Below are 22,847 nucleotides of genomic sequence, written 5' to 3' on the forward strand. Positions count from 1 at the left end.
CTGGTAAGCGCAGGCGGTACGAGACGAAAGGCCGTGAAAAAATGAGCGGTTCGGGAACTGCGGACACTGCTGGGTCGTCGCCGACGGGAGACGCGGCCGCGCCCGGACCGCCGCCCGTGCACACCGCCGGGGTGCTTCCCTCGGACACCTCGCAGGACGTTCGGGCGCGGGCGGCCGGTCCGGGCCGCCAGGTCGCCGTTCTGCCCGTGGGCAGTTTCGAACAGCACGGCCCCTACCTTCCCCTGGCCACCGACACGCTGGTGGCCTGCGCGATCGCCCGCGAGATCGCCGCAGCGCATCCGGTTCACCTCCTTCCTCCGGTGACGATCTCCTGCTCCCACGAACACGCGGCCTGGCCGGGAACCGTGAGCATCTCCTCCGTCACTCTCCACGCGGTGGTGCGGGACATCGCCGAATCGCTCCGTCGCTCGGGCGTCGAGGCCCTGGTACTGGTCAACGGCCACGGCGGGAACTACGTCCTCGGCAATGTCGTCCAGGAATCCGTGGGCAGCGGTGCGCGGATGGCGCTTTTCCCGGCCCCGGAGGACTGGGACGAGGCCCGGGATCGGGCCGGTGTGCGCACTTCGCTGCTCAGCGACATGCATGCCGGGGAAATCGAGACCTCCATTCTTCTGCACTGCCATCCCGAATTGGTCAGACCCGGTTACGAGTCCACCGATTTCATCGCCGACGACCGTAGGCATCTGCTTACCCTCGGTATGTCGGCCTATACCGAGTCCGGCGTCATCGGGCGCCCTTCACTCGCCTCGGCGGACAAGGGAAAGCAGTTGCTCGCCGCCCTCACCGACTCCTTCGGGGCGTATTTCTCCCTGGTCGCCTCGGACGAGGCTGACGGCGGCGCTCCGGATCCGGCCGACTCCGCCCCGGGGCACGCCTCCTGACGCTCGATCAGCAGCTCCGCCCGCGACGCGGGAGGCGAACGAGGGTAGGGGAAGTACGGCACGGGGGCACGGAGCGCGTGGGGGGTACGCTCCGTGCCGCCCGTCCCCGTCCCCGCCGCGGGTGCCTCTTCCCCACCCGCGGCGGAAGCGTGCGAGCCGCCGTCTGCATGCTCACCACTCGTGGGGACGACGGGCTCGCCGGCCGGCGCCGCGGTCCGCCCGCTGCCGTCGGCGGGCTCCGGTGCCGTCCCGGTCCGGGGGCTCCGCAGGCCCGCGTACGACCGGGCGAGCAGCACCGGGACACCCGGCAGGCTCGCGACGAAGCTGAGGACGCCGTACACCACAGCGACCGTCAGACCCGTCTCCGCACCCAGCCCGGCCGCACCGAAGGCCCAGGCCGTGACACCCTCCCGAGGGCCCCAGCCACCGACGTTCAGCGGAAGCCCCATGGCGATGAGCGCGAGCAGGGCCAGGGGCAGCAGCGTGACCGGGGACGCCTGCGATCCGGCGACCCGCGCCGCCACCCAGAACATCAGCAGATGACCGGCCAGCACGACGACGGACGAGGTCAGGACGGCCGGCCAACTACCGCGCGCCAGCAGGGCGTTCCGTGCCTCGCCGAGGGCGGCGCCGAGCGCGCGGCGCCGCCGTGGGGGGCGGGGCGCCCGGCCCATCCGTACGGCCGCCACGACCGCAAGGGCGCCGACGGCGGCGAGTACGAGCAGGCCCGCGAGATGGCGGGCCTGGACGAGCACCGGCGAGGGCAGCGTCAGCAGGACCGGCACACCGACGGCAACAAGCGCCACCTGTCCCGCGGTCCGCTCCAGGACGACGGCGCGGACGCCGCGTCCGACGTCACCGGCACTCTGCCCGTGCCGCACGGCGCGGTGCACGTCCCCGAGCACACCGCCCGGGAGCGCCGCGTTGAGGAACAGCGCGCGGTAGTAGTCGGCGACGGCTGCGCCGAGCGGCAGCCGGATGTCGAGCGCCCGGGCGACACGGCACCAGCGCCAGGCGCTGAACACGGTTGTGAGCACGCCGATCCCGAGCCCGGCGAGCAGCGTGGGGCCGTCGATGCGCCGCAGCCCGTCGAGGAACACCCCGGTACCGAGCCGCCACAGCAGCACACCGAGGATGACGGCCCCGGCGACCGTGCCCAGCTGCGCGCGCAGAGCCCGGAGCACGCCACGGCGCGCGAGCGGCGCCACGTCCGTCGCCGGGTCCGCGACGGGTACGCGCGACGGGGTCGGGGCGAAGGCGGGCGTCGCGCCCCGCGCCTTTCCGGGCCCGGACGTCGCAGGGTGGACATCCGCGGGCAGAACCGCGGTGACCGCGGCCGGTTGTGCCCCCTCCGCCGCCTCCACCGGGGCGATGGTCCGCGGCGTCATCCCGCACCTCCCGTGGGCCGCGGCAGGACGAGCATGTCGCTGTGGTGCACCGTCACGCGCAGTTCGCCCGCCGCGGCCGCGGTCGACCGGTCCCGCAGATACGTATCGGCACGGGCCTCGAGGTCCGGCCGCTGCTCCACGGCGGCGCCGACCCAGCCGCGCAGCCACTCCTGCGTCAGTTCCGACTGCCCGGCACCGAGCCGCCAGGGGCTCGGCCGTGTCAGCACACTCGCGCCCAGCCGCTCGAAGACCTCACGGGCCACCTCGACCGCGTCGGGGCCGAGCAGGTCGCCGCGGCGCTGGTGCGCGTTGAACGCGTCGCCGATCTCCCGGTCCATCGGGTGCCCGGGGGTGAGTTCCACGCTGCCGACGACGGACAGGGTCAGCAGCGCCGGGCAGCCGGCACGCACGACGGCGGCGGCGAGTGTGTCGATCTCCTCGGCGGTGAGGACGTCGAGCAGCGCGGAGGCCGTCACCAGCGAGGCGCCGGTGAGGGCGTCGGGAGTGAGCCGCCCGATGTCACCGCGCTGCGTGGTGACGGTCACCCGGCTGCCGTCGGCGGCCGCCCGGGGTGCGCCCACCGTGGCGAAGTGGAGGAGGTAGGGGTCGCGGTCGTGCAGGACCCAGTGCTGGGCGCCGTCGATGCGCGGGGCCAGCCAGCGGCCCATCGATCCGGTACCGCAGCCCAGGTCGTGCACCACCAGAGCGGTGGAGCGCCCGGGCCGGTTCGCGAGCCGGATCCGCAGGGGATCCAGCAGATCATGGGCGCGCGCCGCGGCGTCGGCCGGCTCGCGCAACTGGAGCCACTGCGGGGCGTATCGGGGCACCGCGGACTCGTCCGGGCCGCCGGGCGCGGGGGCGGCGGGCACGGGTTCGGTCCGCGGGACGCCGAAGGACGCCGAGGGCATCTGGGGACCGCTGGGAGTCGTGCTCATGGTCATGCCGCCCTCCGGGGCTCGCGGGGCAGCCGCGCGAGCACGCCCGCGAGGCTGCGGGCGGTGGTGGCCCAGCCGTCCAGCGCCGCGCGGCGGCCGCGCGCCGCGGCCTTGAGCCGCCGCCGCACGTCCGCCTCGCCGAACCAGCCGCGCAGTTCCGCGGCGAGCGCCGCGGGGTCCTCCGGCGGTACGAGAATGCCGGGCACTCCCCCGTCGGGAGCGCGCCCGACCGCTTCGGGCAGGCCCCCGACGTCGGTCGCGAGGACCGGGATACCGCGGGCGAGCGCCTCGGTGACCGCCATGCCGTACGTCTCGGCGTACGAGGTGAGGACCATCAGGTCGGCGGCGGCGTAGCTGGCGTCGAGTTCGGCCCCGGCCTGAGGGCCCGCCAGGTGCAGCCGGTCACCGAGGCCGTGCTCGTCGATGAGGGCGCGCAGGCGTGCCACGTACTCGGGGTCGTGGCCGAGTCCGCCGACCAGGGAGCAGGTCCACGGCAGGTCGGTGACCGTGGCGAGCGCCTCGATCAGCCGGTGCTGCCCCTTGCGCGGGGTGACGGCGGCCACGCACAGCAGTCGGGAGACGCCGTCGGTGCCGGGTGCGAGGGGCGCGATGTCGGCGCCGGGGGCGGCGACATGGACGCGCTCGGGGGCGAGCCCGTGATGCGCGACGAGCCGGCGCACGGCCCAGTCGCTCGTGGCGACGACGGCGGGTACGGCACGCAGGGTGGCGCGTTCCTGGGCGTCCAGTTCGGCGGCGGTCCGCGGGTCGAGGCCCGTCTCGTCGCCGAGCGGCAGGTGCACCAGGACGGCCATGCGCAGGCGTTCGGTCTGCGGCACCACGATCTCGGGGACGCCGCAGGCGACCAGGCCGTCGAGCAGGACGACGGCACCGTCGGGCAGTTGCCGCAGCTTACGGGCCAGCTCCTCCCGGGCGGCCGCGTCCGGGCGGGGCCACGAGCCCTCGACGGCGTGCTGGGTGACCCGCCAGCCGAAGCCGGGCAGGTCGAGGCGGATCCGGCGGTCGTAGGCGTTGCCGCCGCTCGGAGCGGCCGGGTCGTCCACGCCGCCCGGCACGACGAAGTGCACACTGCGCAGTGACATGGGGATGATGTCCGCGTTCCTCAGGGCCGCGTTCTGCACGGGAACGTAGCTCAGCCGGGGCTGGGAGGCCGGGCCGGACGCGCCTGGGGACGTCTGGTCGAGGGTCGTGTCGGTCACAGGTCACGCTCGTAACTCGCCCAGGCGATGTGCGACTCGTGCAGGGTGACGGTGATGCGCGCGATGTCACGGGCGCTCTCGCCCAGCGCGCCCTTGTGGACGCGCTCGGCGAGGCGGTCGGCGATCACCTTGGCCAGGAACTCCGTCGAGGTGTTGGTGTGGGCGAAGTCCGGCTCGTTGTCGAGATTGCGGTAGTTGAGCTCGCTCACCACGGCACCGAGTTCCTGCGTGGCCAGTCCGATGTCGACGACGATGTTGTCGTCGTCCAGCTCGGCGCGACGGAAAGCGGCGTCCACGAGGAACGTCGCCCCGTGCAGGCGCTGCGCGGGGCCGAAGACCTCGCCGCGGAAGCTGTGGGCGATCATCAGGTGATCGCGGACGGTGATGCTGAACAACGGACGACCCTCCAGGTGCGGTGCGTCTGATCCCCTGCCGGGGCATGCCGTGTAATACGGCTGACCCCTGCACGTTGTTCAGGTGCTCGTTCTCCTTGTTTCGAAGTTCCTCGGGGCTTCGTCGGGTGTTTGCGCCGAGTCCGGGCAACTCGGACGACCGCGCTCAGGCTGCGGTGTACCGAACTCGATGGCACAACCCTTCGAGCTCACCACGTGTGAGGCGGGACAGCACCTCGGGGAGGTCGTCGAAGGCGGACTCACCGGTGATGAGCGCGTCAAACGCGGGTTCGGCAAGCAGCTCGAGGGCGAGGGCGAGCCGGTCGCCGTAACCGCGTCCGGCACGGGCCCGCGGTGAGACGGTGCCGACCTGGCTGCTGCGGACGGTGAGACGGCGCGAGTGGAAGGCCTCGCCCAGTGGCAGGGTGACACGCCGGTCGCCGTACCAGCTCAGCTCGATCACGGTGCCTTCGGGCGCGAGCAGTTCCAGGGAGCGTACGAGGCCCTGTTCGCTCGCGCTCGCGTGCACGACGAGGTCGCACTCCCCGAGGGCGTCCTCGGGCAGGGCGAAGTCGACGCCGAGCGCCCGGGCCGTGTCGGCGCGCCGGGGATCGGCGTCGACGAGCTGGACGCGGACGCCGGGGTGCCGGCTGAGCAGGGCGGCGACCGAGCACCCGACCATGCCACCGCCGACCACCGCGATGCGGTCCCCGATCTGGGGGCCGGCGTCCCACACGGCGTTGACCGCGGTCTCGACGGTGCCGGCGAGGATGGCACGGCCGGCCGGCACGGTGTCGGGCACGACGGTGACCGCCGAGGCCGGGACGACGTACCGGCTCTGATGCGGGTACAGGCAGAACACGGTGCGCCCGGCCAGCTCGGCCGGCCCGTGCTCCACCCGTCCGACACTCAGATACCCGTACTTCACGGGTGCGGGGAAGTCGCCCTCCTGGAAGGGCGCGCGCATCACGGCGTGCTGGCTCTCGGGGACGCCACCGCGGAAGACGAGGGTCTCGGTGCCGCGGCTGACACCCGAGTACAGCGCGCGCACGAGCACTTCGCCGTCACCGGGCTTCGGCAGCTCCACGTCCCGCACCTCCCCGAGCCCCGGCGAGCGCAGCCAGAAGGCGCGAGCTGTGAGGTCCATGTGCGTTCTCCTGAACGATCGGCCGATTCTCCACGTACGCAGCTACGAGAAGTCGCGCACAACGTACGCGCGAAGATCGAATCTGTCACATGGCCGGAGGGTGAGCGGTGGCCCTGAACCACACATACGACGCGAGGCTGTTGCAGCAGGAGACGACCGTGGGAGCGGGCGTGCAGGTGCTGTTGCTGGCCCTGCTGGGCACGGCGATCGGCCTGGGTCCGGCCGGATGGCTGACGGGCCTGGCCTTCGCGCTCGCCACCTGGGCCGTTCTCACGCGTGCCGTGCTGCGATCCCGGCTGCGCTCCTTCGGGCCTGCCAACCGGGTGACGCTCGGCAGGTCCATATTGGTCGGCGGCGTCACGGCGCTGGTCGCGGACTCGTTCGAGAGTTCGCCGCCGGTGACGGTCTTCGTGGGACTGACGGCGGTGGCGCTCATCCTGGACGGTGTGGACGGCAAGGTCGCCCGCCGTACGGGAACCTCCTCCGCGCTCGGCGCCCGCTTCGACATGGAGGTCGACGCGTTCCTGATCCTCGTGCTGAGCGTGTATGTGTCGATGTCGCTCGGGCCGTGGGTGCTGCTGATCGGCGGGATGCGGTACGCGTTCGTGGCGGCGGCCCGGGCGCTGCCGTGGCTGAACGGAGAGCTGCCGTCGAGCATGGCGCGCAAGACGGTCGCGGCGCTCCAGGGGATCGCCCTGCTGGTGGCCGCCTCGTCCCTGCTGCCCGACGTGGCGAACGTCGCCGTCGTCGCCGTCGCACTGGCGTCCCTGGTCTGGTCCTTCGGGCGTGACGTGCTGTGGCTGTGGAGCGTGCGGGACCTGGGGCTCGGCGCGGAGCCGCCCGCCCGTGAGGAGACGCTGAAGCCGGTCGCGGAGCTGGTCGGAAGCTGAGCGGCGCCGCACCCGGCCCGCACGGACCGCGGGCCGACCCGGTGCCGCCCTGTGGGTGCCCGGCGCTGAACGCGCTCCCCTACCGGGCCGGACGCCCGTGATCCAGCCGGCTCACTCGGGCCACGTTCTCGCGGTCGACGCCGTCCTGGCTCGGCTCGGCACCGAACCAGGCGTCGAGGATCTCCTTCAGCAGCGGCCCGGATGTCAGACGCAGGCTCAGCGCCAGCACATTGGCGTCGTTCCAGCGGCGCGCTCCGTCCGCCGTGTAGGCGTCGGTGCACAGGGCCGCGCGCACTCCCGGCACCTTGTTCGCGGCGATCGACGCTCCGGTGCCGGTCCAGCAGCACACGACCGCCTGGTCCGACCTGCCGTCGGCGACCTCGCGGGCAGCGGCCTGCGAGCACGCCGCCCACTGGGGGTCGTCGCCGGGGCGCAACGCGCCGTGGGTGAGCACCTCGTGCCCGCGCTCACGCAGTTCCGCGACGAGGCCGCGCGCCACGGGCTCGTCCATGTCCGAGGAAACCGAGATCCGCATGCTGCGGAGGTTACCCGCTCTTCATGAGCACGCCGCAGGGCCTTCGAGGACGGGCCCCGAGGGTGAAAGCCCCTGCGCCTCGAAGGCCCGACCGGGGCCTTCGCGGGAAGGACCTCATTGCCACCGGGCTGTGCGCCACCCCGATACCGAACGGCTGGAGGCAGGTCATCAGCGCCTTCCGGGGTTGCCGGACGGCTTGCCCTCGAGACCGGCGCTTCCGCGGCGGGGGCCTCGCGCCCTCAAACCGCGGCGAGCTCCCGCACCCCCGTGGATGCGGGAGCTCGCATGTCCGCCGGTACGGGACCGGCTGTGGGCGTCGCTCCGGGTGCCGGCGTCAGCTGGCGCGCAGCGGAGCCAGCGCCGAGCTCCAGGCGATGACCTGGTCGAGGGTCGTGACCAGGGTGTCGCGCTGGACGTCGAGCGGCTTGAAGGTGCTGAAGTTCTCGAAGTCGGTGAACATCGAGAGGGCGACCTGGCTGCGCACGTCGGCCATCTGCAGCTCACCGGCGATGCCACGCAGGTGCTCCACCGCGCGGGTGCCGCCGTTGCCGCCGTAGCTCACGAAGCCGACCGCCTTGTTGTTCCACTCGGCGTAGAGGAAGTCGAGGGCGTTCTTCAGCGCGCCGGGCACGGAGCGGTTGTACTCGGGGGTGACGATCACGAAGCCGTCGAGGGACGCGATCTTCTCGGCCCAGGCGTGGGTGTGCGGCTGGGCGTACTGGCCCATCGAGGGCGGGTAGGCCTCGTCGAGCAGGGGCAGCTTGTAGTCGACCAGGTCGACCAGCTCGAATTCGGCGTCGGCGCGCTGGGCGGCGATCTCGTGTACCCAGCGGGCGACGGCCTCTCCGTTGCGGCCCGGGCGAGTGCTGCCGAGGATGATGCCGATCTTGGTCATGGTCGTACCTCTGCGTTTCCTGAATGCGAACATTTCATTGCCTCGTCAAGTAAAAACTTGCAGAGTCAAGTAGATGCAGGACATTCTTGACTTGTCAAGGAGATAGAATCGGCGGTATGCCGTCCAAGGAACGCCGTCTGCCGCCCCTCAGCCCGACCGAGGAGGAGTTCGTGCGTGAGCTGGGCCGGGTGATGATGGCGCTGCCGCGGGTGGTCGACACCGACATGGCTCGCGACGCCGGGATCGCCCTGTCCGAGTACACGACCCTCATGCATCTGTCCGAGGCCCCGGGCAGGCACCTGCGGATGAGTGAACTCGCCGCGGCGTGCAACCTCTCGCTCAGCGGGATGACCCGAGTGGTGAACCGCCTCGAGAAGCAGGGCCTGATCCAGCGCGCCAGGTGCGACGAGGACGGGCGCGGCTGGAACGCGGTCCTGACCGACTCGGGACTGGAACGGCTCGAGAAGGCGTGGCCGACCCACCTGGCCAGCGTGCGACAGCACATCCTGGACCATCTCGGCGGCTACGACCTCGCCCACCTCACGTCCGCGCTGCGCCGCATCGCCACCGCCTCCGAACCGCCCTGCGACCCCGAGGCCTGATCCGCGCGGCACCGCACCCGCCGCCCGGCGCACCGGGTGTCATCACGGCCGAAGGGGTACTCGGGCCGCGGAAGGCGGGTGCGACCGCTTCGCGGCGGTCGGCGGAAGGGAGCCGGACGTGGGCGGCGGCGATCGGCTGCGGGAGTACCGCGGCAAACGGGACTTCGGCAGGACGGGCGAGCCGCGGGGCAAGGACTCCTCTCCCGGCGAGGAACCCCGCTTCGTGGTGCAGATCCACGACGCGAGCACCCTGCACTTCGACTTCCGGCTCCAGGTCGGCGACGTACTGAAGTCCTGGTCCGTGCCCAAGGGTCCGTCCGGCGACCCCGGCGACAAACGGCTCGCCGTACCCACCGAGGACCACCCGCTGGAGTACGAGGACTTCGAGGGCGTCATCCCGCGTGGCGAGTACGGCGGCGGCACCGTGATCGTCTGGGACCTGGGCACCTACCGGCCACTGAGCCATGACCGCCGCGGCCGGCCCGTCCCCTTCGAGGAGGCTCTCGGACACGGGCACGCGACGTTCCGGCTGAACGGGACCAAGCTCCACGGCGACTACGCCCTCACCCGCTTCCGCAGCGGACGGGGAAGTGACGGCGAGGAGGCCTGGCTGCTTGTGAAGACCGGGCACGCCCGGGCCGGGGGGCACGGTACGCCCGATCCCCACCGCGCCCGCTCGGTGCGCACCGGACGCACCCTCGCCCAGGTCGCCGGGCACGGCGGCGGGCGGTGAGCCGTCCCGCGCAGACTCTCCTGGACACGCTGCCCGCAGGGGAACGCCGCCTCCTGGACGCGGCGCGACCCGGGGTGGAACTCGCGGCGGGGCCCATGCTCGCCACACTGAGCGACCGGCGGGACTTCTCCGACGGCACCGAGTGGAACCCCGAGCGGAAGCTGGACGGCGTCCGTGCGCTGTTGGTGCGTGAGGCCGGCCGGGTCGTACTGCTGTCCCGATCGGGCGCCGTCTGAAGGACACCTGTCCGGAGATCGTCGAGGAACTCGCCGCCCAGGAGTGCGCGGACTTCACCGCCGACGGCGAGATCGTCGCGTTCTCGGGCGGCCGCACCGACTTCTCCCGGCTCCAGCAGCGCATGGGCTGACCCGGCGCCGGGACATCGAGGCGAGCGGGGCCGGCTCCGCTACGCGGGCAAGGTCGGCACCGGATTCGACCGGCACACCCTGCTCCGCCTCCGCGCTTCGCTCGACGCACCGGCCGCCACCGCCTCGCCCGTCGCCGATCCGGTGCGCGAGCGGAACACGCCGTGGGTGCGGCCCGAACTGGTCGCGCAGATCGGGTTCACGGAGTGGACCAAGGACGGCATGCTGCGCCATCCGCGCTACCTGGGACTGCGGGACGACAAGAGTGCGAGCGAGGTCGTCCGCGAACACCCCGTGCGGCACGTGCCCGCGTGACGGGCGGCGCCGCGCCGGGGGTCCGGACGGGCGCTCCACACGGTTGCGAGAGTATGGGCCCAACGCCACCGCCAAGGGTGCCGGCAGCGCGTGCCGAGAAAGGTCCGCCCCTCAGGGGCCCTCAAGAAATACCGGTGATCCATGCTCAACGACCGCATCGTCGAGGTCGGCTCCGATGTGTACCTGGTGCCGGGGAGCAGTACCAACTGGGTGATCGTCAAGGACGGCGACACCGCCACCCTCGTGGACACCGGCTACCCCAGGGACCGGGAACGTCTCCTCGCGTCGCTCGCCGCGGTGGGTGTCGCCCCGCAGGCCGTGACGGCGGTGCTCGTCACCCATGCGCACAACGACCACTTGGGCGCGGCCGAGTACCTGCGCCGCACGCACGGGACACCCGTCCTGATGGACCGGGCGGAACTGCCCCACGCCCGGCGGGAGTTCCTGCACCAGGTCTCGGTCGGCCAGGTCCTGGCCAACGGCTGGCGCCCGGGCGTCCTTCCCTGGGCCGTCCACGCCCTTCGCGCGGGCGGTACGGAGCACATCCCCGTCGTCGAGCCGCAGGCGTTCCCGACCGAGGGCAGGCTGGACCTGCCCGGCCGTCCGCTTCCGGTCCTCACCCCGGGGCACACCGACGGGCACTGCGCCTACCACCTGCCCGACGCCGGCATCCTGATCACGGGTGACGCCCTGGTCAGCGGTCATCCGACGTCCCGCCGGCGCGGCGCACAACTGCTCCCCCGGATGTTCCACCGCGACCGGACGCGTGCCCTCGACTCCCTGACCGTTCTCGAAGAACTCGAGGCCGACGTTCTCCTCCCCGGCCACGGCCCGGTGCTGCGCAGCACCGTCGCAGTCGCCGTGGAGCATGCGCGCGAACTGGCCGCCTAGGGCCTGTGCCGACCCTGCGCGTCGGATCGGGCCGCGGCGTCAGGTGCCGTGCGCCGCAAGGCGGAGGGTCGCCCTCGTACCGGGCGTGCCCGACAACGCGGCGAGGTGCGGTGCCAGACGTCGCGCGTCCGGCGGGAATCGTCACAAGGGTCCTGGCCGGAACCGCCGGCGTGGCGGGCCGGACGCGCCCCCGGGGCCGCGGGGCGGACGCCGCCCCTCGTCGTCCCTGCCCGGGCCCCCGGCCCCTCCCAGGGCCGGGGTCCTGCGGCCGGTGCGTCGTGGGACGCACCGGCCGGACGCGCTCCGCCGGCCCTCCATGACGGCGGGCATCTCAGCGCCGCGCACCTCGCACGGCGGCCTCGGGCCGCGCCCCGGCCTGGACACCCGACGCCCGAGGCGCTCCCGTCGCCCGCCCCGTTCGCCGGGCCGGGACGAGGAGTGCGGCCAGCGCGGCGGCGAGGCAGAGCAGGGCCAGCAGGCCGAAGCCGTGCGTGTAGCCGGAGGCGTAGGGCAGGCCCGAAGGCTGCAGCCGGCCCGTGACCAGGACGCTGGTGACCGCGGCGCCTATGGAGCCGCCGATCGTCCGGATGTTGGCGTTCATCCCGGTCGCCGCGCCGGTCTGCTCGGCCGGGACGCTGCCGACGATCAGGTTGGCCATCGAGGCGAAGGCCAGTCCGATCCCGAAGCCGAACACGCCCGAGACGAGGGCCACCTGCCACTGCTCGTCGTGCCAGAAGGTGAGTATGGCGCAGGCGACCGCCCCGAAGGCAGCACCGCCGGTGAGCAGCACCTTGGCTCCCACCACCGGCTCCAGACGGCCGGTGAGAACACCCGAGAGGAACATGGCGACCAGCATCGGCAGCATCAGCAGCCCGGAAGCGGTGACGGACGCGCCGAAGCCGTAACCCGCCGCGCGGGGCGTCTGCACGAAACCCGGCAGGAAGGACCAGATCGAGTACATTCCCGCGCCGAACAGCAGGGCGGCGGTGTTGGTGGTCCACACGGCCGGCAGCCGCATCACCTTCAGGTCGATCAGCGGGGAACGGGAGCGGGCCTCGGCCAGCAGCCACAGCGCGAAGAACACCACCCCGGCGACGAACAGACCGATCACCCGGGCCGAGCCCCAGCCCCACTGGGTCGCCTGGCTGAGCGGCAGCAGCAGGGCCACCAGCCACGCCGAGAGCAGCACGGCCCCCAGCCAGTTGACCCGGCCCTCGGCCCGGCGGGGCGACTCGGGGACGTAGCGGAACGCGATCAGCGTGGTGATCGCGACGACCAGGACCGGGATCCAGAACAGCCAGCGGTAGTCGAGTGCGGACACGATGGGACCGGCCGCCACGATGCCGACGCCGCCACCGGCGGCGATCACCGCGGACAGGTTGCTGATGCTGCCGCTCACCTGCGACGGGGCGAACTCGTCCCGGATGATGCCGAAGGAGAGCGGGAACAGCGCGCCACCGGCGCCCTGGATCGCGCGGGCGATGATCAGCACGCCGATGTTCGGTGCGAGCGCGGCGAGAACACAGCCGGCCAGCACGGTGAGCAGGACGGCGACGAGGGTGCGCTTCCTTCCGACGAGGTCGCCCACCCGGCCGAGGATCGGTGTGAAGACCGAGGCGGACAGCAGGTAGGCGGTCATCACCCAGGTCGCGGTGGACTGTGAGGTGTGCAGCGCGTGCTGGACGGTCGGCAGGGCCGGCGCGATCAGTGACTGCAGCATGGAGAACACGCCTGCACCGGTCGCTAGGACCGCGAAGGTGAGGCGGGTGGACTTGCGGGGCATCGAGAGCCTCTCCGAACAGGGTGCGGCCGACGTCGCCCGGCCGCGGTCGTACGGACGCGTGCGCGCTGCGGACAGCACGGAGCACGCCGACGGCCACGGAGGGACCGGTCGCGAAGCTGGCTGGTGGACGGGCGGCGCGGACCGCGGGCCCGTCTCGGGGGAAAGGGGGTACGAGGCCGTCGACGGCGCGTGTGGCCCCACGCGTCCATGACGGGCACACCCCGACTGCTAAAGTGGAGGTACGCCTCCACTGTAGCGGAGGCGAACCTCCGCTTCAACCTCAGTTCCGGCCAGGGAGGCAGCAGTGACGGTTCAGCCGTTCCCCGTCAGCCAGTTGGTCGCGTCCCAGCGCCCGCACCGGAAGGACGCCGCCCGCAATTACGACGCGCTGATCGCCGCCGCGCGCGAGATCTTCGCGGAGAACGGCGCGGACGCCTCTCTGGAGGACATCGCCCGCCGGGCCGGGGTCGGCATCGGCACCCTCTACCGGAACTTCCCGACCCGCCGCCATCTCTTCGAGAGCGTGTACGCGGACGAGGTGAACGACCTGTGCCGGGTGGCCCGGGACGTCGCGGAGCTGGATCCGTGGGAGGCACTCACCTCCTGGCTGCGCCGCTTCGTGGACTACACGGTGACCAAGCGGGCCATCCGGCAGGCGATGGACGACGAGTCGGAGATCTTCCTGGCCTGCCGGGAGTCCATGTACCAGGCGGGCGGCCCGCTGTTCGAGCGGGCGCAGAAGGCCGGCCGGGCCCGTACCGACATCAGCCTCGACGACCTGCTGCGCATGGTCGCCGGGATCACGGCGACCAACTTCCTGGACGACGCCCAGCGGGACCGGGTGCTGAACGTGGCCCTGGACGGGGTGCGGGCCGACGGCTGACCCGGGGCCGCACCCGGCCGCCGCACCCGCGGGCCGGCCTGCCCCCTATTGGTTCCAGCTCTCGTCGTAGGGGTCCTTCGGAGTCGGCACCGGCCGAGCGGCGGTGACGTCGATGAAGGGGATGATCCCCCCGTTGACCGGGTCCTCGGCGCGCTTGCCGGTGTAGGTGCCGGTGACCTCGAGCCAGGAGTCGGGCTGCAGCACGGGCGGCAGCTTTCCGGACAGTCCGATCTTCACCGGCTGGGCGTCGGCCGCACAGCAGTTGAGGGCCATGCGGACCAGGTAGGGCGTGCCGCCGCGGTCGAGGGCGACGAACCCCGTGACCTCGACGGTGCGTCCGCCCAGGGAACGCCCGTGCCCGTACGCCGCGCGGCCCGCGTAGTCCACCAGGCTGAGGCTCACGGGATCACCGGACGGCAGGGCCGGATAGGCGAGCGGCGGCTGGAGGGCCGTGCCGCTGCGCAGGGCGCTGTAGGAGCCGAGCGCGGGCGGCGCGACCAGGATGAGGGCGAACAGGGGCAGCACCAGAAGCCAGGAGATCCGGGGCTCGCGATGGCCGTGGCCCCGGTCGTCGTCGTGCCCGTCGTGCCCGTCCTGAACGTCGCCGTGCCCGGCGTCGGCCGACCCGGTCTCCGCACGTCGCCGGGTGTCCCGCGCCCTGCGCAGTTCGTACCAGGCGGTGGCCGCGGCCGCCACGATCAGGACGGCGCCGGCCGCGAGCAGCAGCGGCTGAAGCCCGGCCTTGACGTAACGCAGGTACAGGCTGGTGGTGCCGGCGTGCAGCATCGCCCCGCCGACCAGGAACAGGACGGCCGCCTGTGCCTGGCGGTTCACAGCAGCACCGCCCCGACCAGGACCGACATCAGGATCGCCAGCACGAAGGTGGCGGGGGCGAAGCGCAGCGCGAACGAGCGGCCGAAGGTGCCGGCCTGCATCGCGAACAGCTTCAGGTCGATCATCGGTCCGACCACCAGGAACGCCAGCCGTGCGGTGAGCGAGAACTGCGACAGCGACGCGGCGACGAACGCGTCCGCCTCCGAGCAGATCGACAGCAGCACGGCGAGCACCGAGAGCGCGAGGACGGCCACCGCCGGGTTGCCGGCCGCCGTACGCAGCCAGCTCTCCGGGGCGACGGCCTTGAGGGTGGCCGCGGCCATGGCGCCCACGACCAGGAAGCCTCCGGCGTGCATCACGTCATGGCGTACCGACCCCCAGAACGCCGCACCCTTGCCGTCGCCCTCGTAGGAGGCGCGCGCCGGCGGCCGCAGCCAGTCCGTGCGGCCGAGTCGCTGCCACAGCCATCCCATGGCACACGCGACGAGCAGGCTCGCCACGAAGCGGCCGAGCACCATCTCCGGGTTGCGCGGAAACGCGACGGCCGTGGCGGTCAGCACGATCGGGTTGATCGCGGGCGCGGACAGCAGGAAGGCGAGCGCCGCCGAGGGCGCCACACCCCGGCGCACCAGAGCCCCGGCGACCGGCACCGAGGCACATTCGCAGCCGGGCAGGACCGCCCCGGCGACCCCCGCGACGGGTACCGCGAGGCCGGGCCGCTCGGGCAGGGCCCGGGCGAAGAACGAGGGCGGGACGAACACCGCGAGGGCCGCCGACAACAGGACACCGAGCACGAGGAAGGGCAGTGCCTGTACCACCACCGCGAGGAACACGGTCATCCAGCTCTGCATCACCGGCGCGGACAGCGCCCGCCGGATCGGGCCCTGTCCGACGACCAGCAGGAGCAGCAGCAGTACCAGGCCGTGGGTGGAGGTGAACTGCCAACCCTGCTGCGGAGGCTCCTCGCCGCGGTGCCGGCCGACCGGCGCCGGGGGTGCTTTGACGATCGTCACGGGCGGGTACCTCCGGGAGGAGCGGGCGGCGCGGGGGCTTCCCCCTCCCCTGCTGTACGCGGTCCCGGGCGCCGCGTCTCACCGCGGGCCCGGGACTTTGCCGCTCGATGACCCTCCGCCTACCCGGTCAGGAACCCTTCCCGTGCGCCGCTCGCGGCTGCCCCTGGGCGTCACGCCGGTGGCGCCGCCCGAGAGGCGGCAGGCTCGGCACCGTCAGGAAGCCCTCGGCCCGGGCGCTGGCGATCCCGATGCGCGGGATGTCGCCGCTCTTCTCGAACAGCAGGAAGCGCGGCTCCCACACGGGGCGGTACTTGGCGTTCGCGCGGTAGAGGGACTCGATCTGCCACCAGCGGGAGAAGAAGGTCAGCACCGAGCGCCACAACCGCAGCACGGGACCCGCGCCCAGGCGGGAGCCGCGTTCGAACACCGCTCGGAACATGGCGAAGTTGAGCGAGACCCGCTCGAGGCCTAGTTCCCGGGCGCGCAGCAGAAGCTCGATGACCATGAACTCCATCAGGCCGTTCTCGCACTGGCGGTCGCGCCGCATCAGGTCGAGGGAGAGGCCGCGTTCCCCCCAGGGCACAAAGCTGAGCAGGGCCCGGGGCCGTCCCTCGCTGTCGCGGCACTCGAGCATCACGCAGCCCTCGTCGGCGGGGTCGCCGAGGCGGCCGAGCGCCATGGAGAAGCCGCGCTCGCCGCCTCCCTCCCGCCAGTGGTCGGCCTTCTCGATGAGCAGGGCCATCTCGGCCTCGGGGATGTCGCCGTGGCGGCGGATCCGCACCGTGTATCCGGCCCGGCCCACACGGTTGTGTGCCTGGCGCACGACCCGCATCGCGCGTCCCTCCAGGCTGAAGTCGGCGACCTCCACGATGGCCTCGTCACCGAGTTCGAGCGCGTCCAGGCCGTGCCGGGCGTAGATCGTCCCGGCCTCCTCCCCCGCGCCCATCACGGCGGGGGTCCATGCGTGCCGGCGGGCCTCCTCCAGCCACTCGTCGATGGCCCCGGGCCATGCCTCGGGGTCGCCGATCGGGTCACCGGAGGCCAGGGTGACGCCGCCGACGACACGGTAGGTGATGGCGGCCTTTCCGCTCGGGGACCAGATGACGGCCTTGTCACGGCGCAGCGCGAAGTACCCGAGGGAGTCGCGTTCGCCGTGCCGGGCGAGGAGGGCCCGCAGCCGCCGCTCGTCCTGCTCGCCGAGCAGTTCCCGGCCGCGGGGGGCGCGGAAGCAGGCGTACAGGACGAGGAGGAAGGTGGCTGCCATCAGGACGTTGATGATGATGTCCACCCAACGCGGCGCGTCCACGGCGTCGATGCGGTCGGCGAGCGGGCCGACGCTGACCCCGCGCAGCAGCGTGTACGCGATCTTGTCGGTCGGTGAGGCGCCGGGCACCTTGTTGGTGGCGTCCACCAACAAGGTGCCGATGCCTGCGCTGACCAGGACGCCGCAGGCGCCCACGACGAGGGCGAGCTTGGGATTGGAGCGGTCGCCCACGGCCCGGAACTCCTTGCGGCCGAGCAGCAGGGCCGCCACGAACACGCCGGTGAGCAACGTCGAGATCCAGTTGAAGACGTGCTGCCGATAGGCATCCTGGGTCAGGGCGAGGACGTAGAGCGCGAACAGCGGACCGGCCAGCAGCATGTTGAAGATCCATGCGGCGCGCTTGCGGCGCCGCATGACCACGGCGAGGAACAGCGCGAGGGCGGCGGACACCAGTCCGGCGGTGGCCAGGTACGGGGTGAAGAACCGGCCGACGTTGTGTTCGTGCACCTCTTCACGGAAGGGCAGTGAGAGAACCGCCACGATGTTCAGCACGGCCTGCAGCCTCAGGTACCAGACCGTGGCGGCGGCGGCCCCGGGGCGCAGCCGGGCGCGCAGGGGCGTTCGTTCCCCCTCCGAACCCCGGTGGTGCAGGGCCTGCTGCCGGGGGATCAGTGTCGATTGGTGTGCGGGCACCGCGATGACTCACCTTGACGGGGGCCGGTGCGACCGGCGGGGACGGAAGAGGACACATGTGCGGGGACGGTCTGCCCTCGGCCGGCCGTCTCGGACATCACTTCGACCCTACATGCCGTAGGGGTGGTCGTGACCCCGCCCACGGTAGGAGTCAGGCAAGAACGGCCGCTCCGGCCGGGACCGGCCCACGCAGCACCCCGGCACCGTCACTGGGCTCTCTCCTCCGCACCCACTGCGCGCTCCCGGTCCACGGGCCCGCCGTCCGCGTGCCGCGCCTCGACGCGATCGCCTCCCGCACCCCGGCCATCGGCGTGCCCGGGATCGAGCTGCCCCAGCAGGAACGGGACCACTCCCCGCTCCAGCACGGCATGCTCCCAGTCCGCGCGGGCCGCGCGCACCTCTGGATCGCCGTCCGAGCGACCGTCCCCGCCCTGTCCGCAGCGGCCCCGCGACCGGGTCGCCAGGATCCATGCGAGGTCCCCCAGAGCCGCACCCGCCGTCACGGCGGCGGCGATCACCCCGGCCATCACCAGGCCGTCGCCGATGTGAGGGCGTACGGCGAAGGCGCGCAGGCCGAACCCGCACAGCAGGAACACACCGGTGGCAGCGGCCCCGAGACTGGGCACCAGTACCGCCAGCACGGGGAGCAACCCACCTCTGGACCGGCCGCCCTCGCCCGGCCCCCGTCCGCCACGGGCGAGGACGGCGGCCCGCAGCGCGAGATAACGGGCGTACTCCTCGGGTGCGGCGGCGGCGAGCCGGTCGCACGCCTGAAGTGCCCGCACCCGCAGCGCCGCGCGTGACGGACCCGCGCCCCCGGCGTCGATCGCGTGCGCGACCAGCGGAAGGTCGAGGGCCCGATCCACCAGCCGTTCGTAGATCGGACCGTCGGTTGGTGACGGCTCGTCGGACTCCTGCACGGATCCCCCGATCGGTGACTGGGTGCCGGCCGATGCCGACCGGCGGACGGACGGGCCAAACCCTACAACATGTAGGACAACCGTCAGGGGGAATGCGGCGACACGGGGCACGGCGCGCACACACGTCCAGTGCGATCACCCGCTCATTGATCACCGCCGGACAGGGCACCGAGGCCGGTACAGGCCAGTTTGCCGTCCACCTCGGCACACGCCTCCACACCTTCGGGTGATGCAGCGGCCAACATGGGACTCGCCGTGCCGCCGGAGCCGTCGCCCGGGTACGCCGCGGACAGCACGTCGCGCCCCGAGCGCACGGAGATCACGCGGTCCGCCGACTTCCTGGCTACGACCTCGGCCCAGGCCGTTCCGCAGGACGGCGAGTACTCGAGCCGTACCGCGTAGGAGGCGGCCCGGACGGTGCTCTTGGTCTGAGCGTCCCGGTCACAGGCGGCGACATCGGGCAACTGGCCCTGGCAGGAGCTGCCCCGGCACCGATGGGAGGCCGCCACCGACCGTCCGCCCGGCGCCCCGGAGCGGTGGGAGGTCACCAGGGTGACGGCCACGGCGGCGATGGTGACGATCAGGGCGAGCGCCGACAGCGGCAGCCGCCGCAGGCGGACGCGGCGCGACGGGGCGGGCCCGGTGCGCAAGGGCGCGTCAACCGCCGGCGGAGCGTCGGACGCCTCCCACAGGCTCAGAACGGGCGCGGGGTCGACGCCCGCGAGCCGCGCCAGCGCCTCCACCGCCGAACGCGGGGGCCGCTGGGCACCGTTGAGATAACGGTGCCAGGCCGATTTGCTGTACGGGGTACGCGCGGCCAGGGCCGCGAGGCTGAGACCGGTGCTCTCCTTCAGATCGCGCAGCTCCGTCACGAACGGTCCGCCCATCGGTGCGAGCGGGGTGGCCGCGGGCCCATGGGGCGCCTCCGTCCGTGCTGCGCCTGCCTTCACGGTCTCGATCCTTGGGACTGTCGCATGACCTTTCCCTCAACGCCGATTCCACTTTGGGCGGTTCGCCCATGTTGTGGAGATGTGTTCCCTTGTTTGAGGGTCCGTCACACATCGGGAGCGGTATGAGGAGGGTGAGCCGACGGGACCGGGACGCACCGACGGCCCGCCCGGACACACGGAGGTGTCCGGGCAGGCCGCTGTTCTGGAGGGGGTGAGGGTAGGGCTTCAGCACCAGCGCACGGCACTCCGCGGGCGGACGTAGTGGGCGGAGACGTATCCCCTGTTGCCCGCGAGCCTGTACCAGCGCCGGTTCCCGAAGACGTAGGAGCCGTGCTTCTTGCAGACCAGCAACACCCGGCCCTGGGCCCGGCGGTGGCTGATCACGCGGTAGCCGAGTCCGGGGCCGGAGCGGACGTTCAGCGACCTGTGCTGTGTGGCGACCCGGCCCACGACCCGACGGGCACGGTGGTGGTACGCCGCCCCCGTGACGTGGTGGACGCGGCGCGTGTGCCGGACGTAGTGGTGGTGGTGCCGCGTGAACCGGTGCGCGCGGTGACGGACGGGAGTGTGCCGGGCGGGGACCGGGAGCAGCGTGTGCGGGCGGTGCGGGACCGTCGCGACGACCGATGCCGGGCCGGCGTGGTCGCCCTCGGCGGCAACGGCCGCCGTGGGCACGAGCGCGAACATCGCGACCGCGGCCACCAGGCCGCCCTGCAGTGTCCGACGAATCATGGAAACCTCCGTACTGACAGTGCCGATCACGAGGCGTGATCTCACGTCGCCCAGCGTTTCCGCGCCGACGCCCGGGAATTCCGTTCCATCGTTCCAGGGACGCGGGGAACGTCCCGTGGGACGGGACGGGCGCCGTGACCTGCGGACGCCCGTCCCGTGCGGCGCGGGACACCGGGGTGCCCGGACGGCTCCCGCCCGCTCGGGGCGGGGCCGTCGCCGGGGCCCTACCGAAGCGCCGTCCCGTCGGACGCCGCCCCCGGGGCCCGGACATGACCGGCCGGCCGGGCGGTGAAGGACCCGCGGCCCTGGGTTCGGCTGCGCAACCGGGTCGCGTAGCCGAACAGTTCGGCCAGCGGCACGGTGGCGGTGACCACCGTGCCGCCGGACCGCGCCGTGGAACCCGTGACCCGGCCACGGCGTGCCGCCAGATCGCCCAGCACCCCGCCGACGGCGTCGTCGGGCACGGTCACCGTGACCTCGGCCACGGGCTCCAGCAGGAGCATCGCGCACGCCCGCAGCGCCGCCCGCAGGCCGAGCCGCCCGGCCGTGCGGAACGCCGTCTCCGAGGAGTCCTTCGGATGGATCGCGCCGTCGGTCAGCACGACGCGCAGCCCGGTCACCTGATGACCGCCGAGCGGCCCCTCGGCCAGGGCGTCCCGGCAACCGGCCTCCACGGCCCGTACGTACTCCTGCGGCACCCGGCCGCCGACGACGGCCGAGCGGAACACGAAACCGGTCGCGGCGTCACCGTCGCCCTCGGGCGGCAACGGCTCCACGTCGAGGACGACATGGGCGAACTGACCCGCACCGCCGTCCTGTTTGACGTGCCGGTACACCAGCCCGGTGACGCCGCGGGCCACGGTCTCCCGGTACGTCACCCGCGGCCGGCCGACGGCGAGGTCGAGGCCGTGGTCGCGGCGGATCTTCTCCACCGCCACCTCCAGGTGAAGTTCACCCATGCCGGACAGCACCGTCTGACCGGTCTCCGGGTCGGCCCGCAGAGCCAGTGAGGGGTCCTCCTCGACCAGTCGCGCCAGTGCCGGACCCAGCCTGCCGGCGTCGGCGCTCCTGCGGGCCTCGAGTGCGACCGAGACCACCGGTTCGGCGACCGTGGGCGCTTCGAGGACGAGCGGTGCCCCCGGTGCGCACAGCGTCGATCCGGGACGGGCCGCCTTCGGCCCGACCACCGCGACGATGTCCCCGGCCACGGCCAGCTCCAGTTCCGTGTGGCGGTCGGCCCGCATCCGCAGGATCCGGGCGACGCGCTCGGTACGCCCGGCTCCCGCGTCCAGCACCGTCTCCCCCTTCCTCAACGTGCCCGAATAGACACGCAGATACGTCAGCCGGCCCGTCGCGCCCGCCTGCACCTTGAACGCCAGCGCCGCGAACGGCGCCGCCGGATCGGCCGCCCGCTCCTGCTCCGCACCGTCCGCGGTACCGCGCACCGCGGGCACGTCCAGGGGCGAGGGCAGATAGGCCACGACGGCGTCCAGCAGCGGCTCGACACCGCGGTTGCGGTAGGCGGAGCCGCACAGCACCACCAGGCCGTCGCCCGTGCGCGTGAGGTCGCGCAGCGCACGGGAGAGCGTCCGCTCGCCGAGCGCCGACGCGGCGCAGAACTCCTCCAGCGCCGAGGGGTGCAGTTCGGCCACGGCCTCCTCCAGCAGTCTGCGACGCCGCAGCGCCTCCTCACGCAGGGTGTTCGGTACCGGCCCCTCCTCGGCCGAGTCGATACCGTCCGCCCAGATCAGCGACCGCATGCGCAGCAGGTCCACCACACCGGTGAAGTCCCCCTCCGCGCCGATCGGCATCTGCACCACCAGCGGGGTGGGATGCAGCCGCCGTCGGATCGACTCCACCGCCGTGTCGAGATCGGCACCCGCACGATCCAGCTTGTTGACGAAGGCGATCCGCGGCACCCCGTGGTGGTCGGCCTGCCGCCACACCGACTCGCTCTGCGGCTCGACGCCCGCGACCGCGTCGAACACCGCGATCGCTCCGTCCAGGACGCGCAGCGAACGCTCGACCTCGTCGGCGAAGTCGACATGGCCCGGGGTGTCGATCAGGTTGATCCGGTGGCCGTCCCAGGCACAACTGGCCGCCGCGGCGAAGATGGTGATCCCACGATCGCGCTCCTGGGGGTCGAAGTCGGTGACGGTCGTGCCGTCATGGACCTCCCCGCGTTTGTGGGTGGTCCCGGTGACATACAGGATCCGCTCGGTGACGGTGGTCTTGCCGGCGTCGACGTGGGCCAGGATGCCCAGATTGCGAACGGCGGTGAGCGGACTGGTGAGATGACGGTGCAGGTCGGTACGCACGGCCCGTGGCCTTTCAGGGTAATTCCGAACAGGGCGGCGCGATTCCCGGGCGAACGGCCCCGCGCGGAAGCGGTTCGAGACGCGACGGCCCCGCCCGGCACGGCGTGCTCGGGCAGAGGGGCGTCGGACGTCAGCCGTTCGTCACGGGCATCCGGTGCCGGCCGCGCAGCCGGCACCGGACCTTCCGGGACACCAGAATCACCTCGGACCGCGACGGGGGGACGACGACGGTGGTGCGCTCACGCACGGC

At 72.8% G+C, this 22,847-nt stretch carries 21 protein-coding genes and 2 pseudogenes; 8 read left to right on the plus strand and 15 right to left on the minus strand.

Annotated features, from left to right (window positions below):
* Positions 1-41 precede the first annotated feature (41 nt).
* Entirely contained in the window at positions 42-902 is an 861-nt protein-coding gene (locus tag ADL25_RS46210; protein ID WP_079050410.1) for a creatininase family protein, read from the plus strand.
* A 362-nt stretch (positions 903-1,264) separates the two neighbouring features.
* Here the strand turns inward: ADL25_RS46210 and ADL25_RS16825 are convergent.
* The 5 genes and pseudogenes from ADL25_RS16825 to ADL25_RS16845 all read right to left on the minus strand — a co-directional run.
* Positions 1,265-2,290 (minus strand): annotated as a pseudogene (locus ADL25_RS16825) (lysylphosphatidylglycerol synthase transmembrane domain-containing protein); the annotation flags it as partial.
* Complete coding sequence (locus tag ADL25_RS16830) at positions 2,287-3,231, minus strand: class I SAM-dependent methyltransferase (protein ID WP_059128561.1); 945 nt, start codon at positions 3,229-3,231, stop codon at positions 2,287-2,289. The pseudogene ADL25_RS16825 and the gene ADL25_RS16830, both read right to left, overlap by 4 nt.
* A complete protein-coding gene (locus ADL25_RS16835; RefSeq protein WP_059128562.1) occupies positions 3,228-4,442 on the minus strand; it encodes a glycosyltransferase in 1,215 nt (404 codons plus the stop codon). The genes ADL25_RS16830 and ADL25_RS16835 overlap by 4 nt, the downstream gene beginning before the upstream one ends.
* Positions 4,439-4,837: a 6-pyruvoyl trahydropterin synthase family protein gene (locus ADL25_RS16840; protein WP_059128563.1), complete on the minus strand. Its 399-nt coding sequence runs from the start codon at positions 4,835-4,837 to the stop codon at positions 4,439-4,441. Before ADL25_RS16840 ends, ADL25_RS16835 begins: the two co-directional genes overlap by 4 nt.
* Before the next feature lie 163 nt (positions 4,838-5,000).
* On the minus strand, positions 5,001-5,981 hold the full coding sequence (locus tag ADL25_RS16845; protein ID WP_059128564.1) for a zinc-dependent alcohol dehydrogenase: 981 nt from the start codon (positions 5,979-5,981) through the stop codon (positions 5,001-5,003).
* Between the two features lie 107 nt (positions 5,982-6,088).
* On the opposite strand from ADL25_RS16845, the gene ADL25_RS16850 reads away from it, so the two are divergent.
* Positions 6,089-6,871: a CDP-alcohol phosphatidyltransferase family protein gene (locus tag ADL25_RS16850; RefSeq protein ID WP_059128565.1), complete on the plus strand. Its 783-nt coding sequence runs from the start codon at positions 6,089-6,091 to the stop codon at positions 6,869-6,871.
* 79 nt (positions 6,872-6,950) lie between these two features.
* On the opposite strand, the gene ADL25_RS16855 is transcribed toward ADL25_RS16850, so the two are convergent.
* Together ADL25_RS16855 and ADL25_RS16860 are read right to left on the minus strand one after the other, a co-directional pair.
* Positions 6,951-7,406 carry an RpiB/LacA/LacB family sugar-phosphate isomerase gene (locus ADL25_RS16855; protein WP_059128566.1) on the minus strand — a complete coding sequence of 152 codons (456 nt, stop codon included), beginning with the start codon at positions 7,404-7,406 and terminating at the stop codon, positions 6,951-6,953.
* A gap of 334 nt (positions 7,407-7,740) precedes the next feature.
* Entirely contained in the window at positions 7,741-8,301 is a 561-nt protein-coding gene (locus ADL25_RS16860) for an NADPH-dependent FMN reductase (RefSeq protein WP_059128567.1), read from the minus strand.
* A gap of 116 nt (positions 8,302-8,417) precedes the next feature.
* Between ADL25_RS16860 and ADL25_RS16865 the strand changes: the two genes are divergently transcribed.
* The 5 genes and pseudogenes from ADL25_RS16865 to ADL25_RS16880 all read left to right on the plus strand — a co-directional run bounded on the left by ADL25_RS16865 (position 8,418) and on the right by ADL25_RS16880 (position 11,207).
* Positions 8,418-8,903, plus strand: coding sequence for a MarR family winged helix-turn-helix transcriptional regulator (locus tag ADL25_RS16865; protein ID WP_059128568.1), 486 nt, complete (start codon positions 8,418-8,420; stop codon positions 8,901-8,903).
* Between the two features lie 118 nt (positions 8,904-9,021).
* Positions 9,022-9,636, plus strand: a complete 615-nt coding sequence (locus ADL25_RS16870) for a DNA polymerase ligase N-terminal domain-containing protein (protein WP_059128569.1) — start codon at positions 9,022-9,024, stop codon at positions 9,634-9,636.
* The gene (locus tag ADL25_RS52185; protein ID WP_059128570.1) at positions 9,633-9,872 is read left to right on the plus strand and encodes a hypothetical protein; all 240 of its coding nucleotides are present in this window, start codon (positions 9,633-9,635) and stop codon (positions 9,870-9,872) included. The genes ADL25_RS16870 and ADL25_RS52185 overlap by 4 nt, the downstream gene beginning before the upstream one ends.
* 168 nt (positions 9,873-10,040) lie before the next feature.
* Positions 10,041-10,316: pseudogene (locus ADL25_RS52190) on the plus strand (ATP-dependent DNA ligase); the annotation flags it as partial.
* Between the two features lie 141 nt (positions 10,317-10,457).
* Complete coding sequence (locus tag ADL25_RS16880) at positions 10,458-11,207, plus strand: MBL fold metallo-hydrolase (RefSeq protein ID WP_059128571.1); 750 nt, start codon at positions 10,458-10,460, stop codon at positions 11,205-11,207.
* A 331-nt stretch (positions 11,208-11,538) separates the two neighbouring features.
* Here the strand turns inward: ADL25_RS16880 and ADL25_RS16885 are convergent, their stop codons facing one another.
* Positions 11,539-12,990: an MFS transporter gene (locus ADL25_RS16885; RefSeq protein WP_059128572.1), complete on the minus strand. Its 1,452-nt coding sequence runs from the start codon at positions 12,988-12,990 to the stop codon at positions 11,539-11,541.
* 304 nt (positions 12,991-13,294) lie between these two features.
* Between ADL25_RS16885 and ADL25_RS16895 the strand changes: the two genes are divergently transcribed.
* Complete coding sequence (locus ADL25_RS16895; protein WP_059128574.1) at positions 13,295-13,873, plus strand: TetR/AcrR family transcriptional regulator; 579 nt, start codon at positions 13,295-13,297, stop codon at positions 13,871-13,873.
* Positions 13,874-13,918: 45 nt separating this feature from the next.
* On the opposite strand, the gene ADL25_RS16900 is transcribed toward ADL25_RS16895, so the two are convergent.
* The 7 genes from ADL25_RS16900 to fusA all read right to left on the minus strand — a co-directional run bounded on the left by ADL25_RS16900 (position 13,919) and on the right by fusA (position 22,597).
* On the minus strand, positions 13,919-14,707 hold the full coding sequence (locus ADL25_RS16900; protein ID WP_059128575.1) for a TIGR03943 family putative permease subunit: 789 nt from the start codon (positions 14,705-14,707) through the stop codon (positions 13,919-13,921).
* Positions 14,704-15,720, minus strand: a complete 1,017-nt coding sequence (locus tag ADL25_RS16905) for a permease (protein ID WP_079050412.1) — start codon at positions 15,718-15,720, stop codon at positions 14,704-14,706. The genes ADL25_RS16900 and ADL25_RS16905 overlap by 4 nt, the downstream gene beginning before the upstream one ends.
* A 127-nt stretch (positions 15,721-15,847) precedes the next feature.
* Positions 15,848-17,677, minus strand: coding sequence for a phosphatidylglycerol lysyltransferase domain-containing protein (locus tag ADL25_RS16910; RefSeq protein ID WP_079050413.1), 1,830 nt, complete (start codon positions 17,675-17,677; stop codon positions 15,848-15,850).
* A 206-nt stretch (positions 17,678-17,883) separates the two neighbouring features.
* Complete coding sequence (locus tag ADL25_RS16915; protein ID WP_059128576.1) at positions 17,884-18,597, minus strand: hypothetical protein; 714 nt, start codon at positions 18,595-18,597, stop codon at positions 17,884-17,886.
* A 143-nt stretch (positions 18,598-18,740) separates the two neighbouring features.
* The gene (locus ADL25_RS16920) at positions 18,741-19,547 is read right to left on the minus strand and encodes a helix-turn-helix domain-containing protein (RefSeq protein ID WP_059128577.1); all 807 of its coding nucleotides are present in this window, start codon (positions 19,545-19,547) and stop codon (positions 18,741-18,743) included.
* 225 nt (positions 19,548-19,772) lie between these two features.
* The gene (locus ADL25_RS49770) at positions 19,773-20,279 is read right to left on the minus strand and encodes an SH3 domain-containing protein (RefSeq protein WP_059128578.1); all 507 of its coding nucleotides are present in this window, start codon (positions 20,277-20,279) and stop codon (positions 19,773-19,775) included.
* A 224-nt stretch (positions 20,280-20,503) separates the two neighbouring features.
* On the minus strand, positions 20,504-22,597 hold the full coding sequence (gene fusA / locus ADL25_RS16930; protein ID WP_059128579.1) for an elongation factor G: 2,094 nt from the start codon (positions 22,595-22,597) through the stop codon (positions 20,504-20,506).
* Between the last annotated feature and the right edge of the window lie 250 nt (positions 22,598-22,847).

The sequence above is a fragment of the Streptomyces sp. NRRL F-5122 genome (assembly GCF_001507435.1).
Classification (GTDB): domain Bacteria; phylum Actinomycetota; class Actinomycetes; order Streptomycetales; family Streptomycetaceae; genus Streptomyces; species Streptomyces lannensis.

Excerpts from the sequence above, each read along its gene's own strand:
- ADL25_RS46210 (WP_079050410.1), top strand. The coding sequence starts at position 42 with ATGAGCGGTTCGGGAACTGCGGACACTGCTGGGTCGTCGCCGACGGGA.
- ADL25_RS16830 (WP_059128561.1), bottom strand. The coding sequence starts at position 3,231 with ATGACCATGAGCACGACTCCCAGCGGTCCCCAGATGCCCTCGGCGTCC.
- ADL25_RS16845 (WP_059128564.1), bottom strand. The coding sequence starts at position 5,981 with ATGGACCTCACAGCTCGCGCCTTCTGGCTGCGCTCGCCGGGGCTCGGG.
- ADL25_RS16855 (WP_059128566.1), bottom strand. The coding sequence starts at position 7,406 with ATGCGGATCTCGGTTTCCTCGGACATGGACGAGCCCGTGGCGCGCGGC.
- ADL25_RS16860 (WP_059128567.1), bottom strand. The coding sequence starts at position 8,301 with ATGACCAAGATCGGCATCATCCTCGGCAGCACTCGCCCGGGCCGCAAC.
- ADL25_RS16865 (WP_059128568.1), top strand. The coding sequence starts at position 8,418 with ATGCCGTCCAAGGAACGCCGTCTGCCGCCCCTCAGCCCGACCGAGGAG.
- ADL25_RS16880 (WP_059128571.1), top strand. The coding sequence starts at position 10,458 with ATGCTCAACGACCGCATCGTCGAGGTCGGCTCCGATGTGTACCTGGTG.
- ADL25_RS16885 (WP_059128572.1), bottom strand. The coding sequence starts at position 12,990 with ATGCCCCGCAAGTCCACCCGCCTCACCTTCGCGGTCCTAGCGACCGGT.
- ADL25_RS49770 (WP_059128578.1), bottom strand. The coding sequence starts at position 20,279 with ATGATTCGTCGGACACTGCAGGGCGGCCTGGTGGCCGCGGTCGCGATG.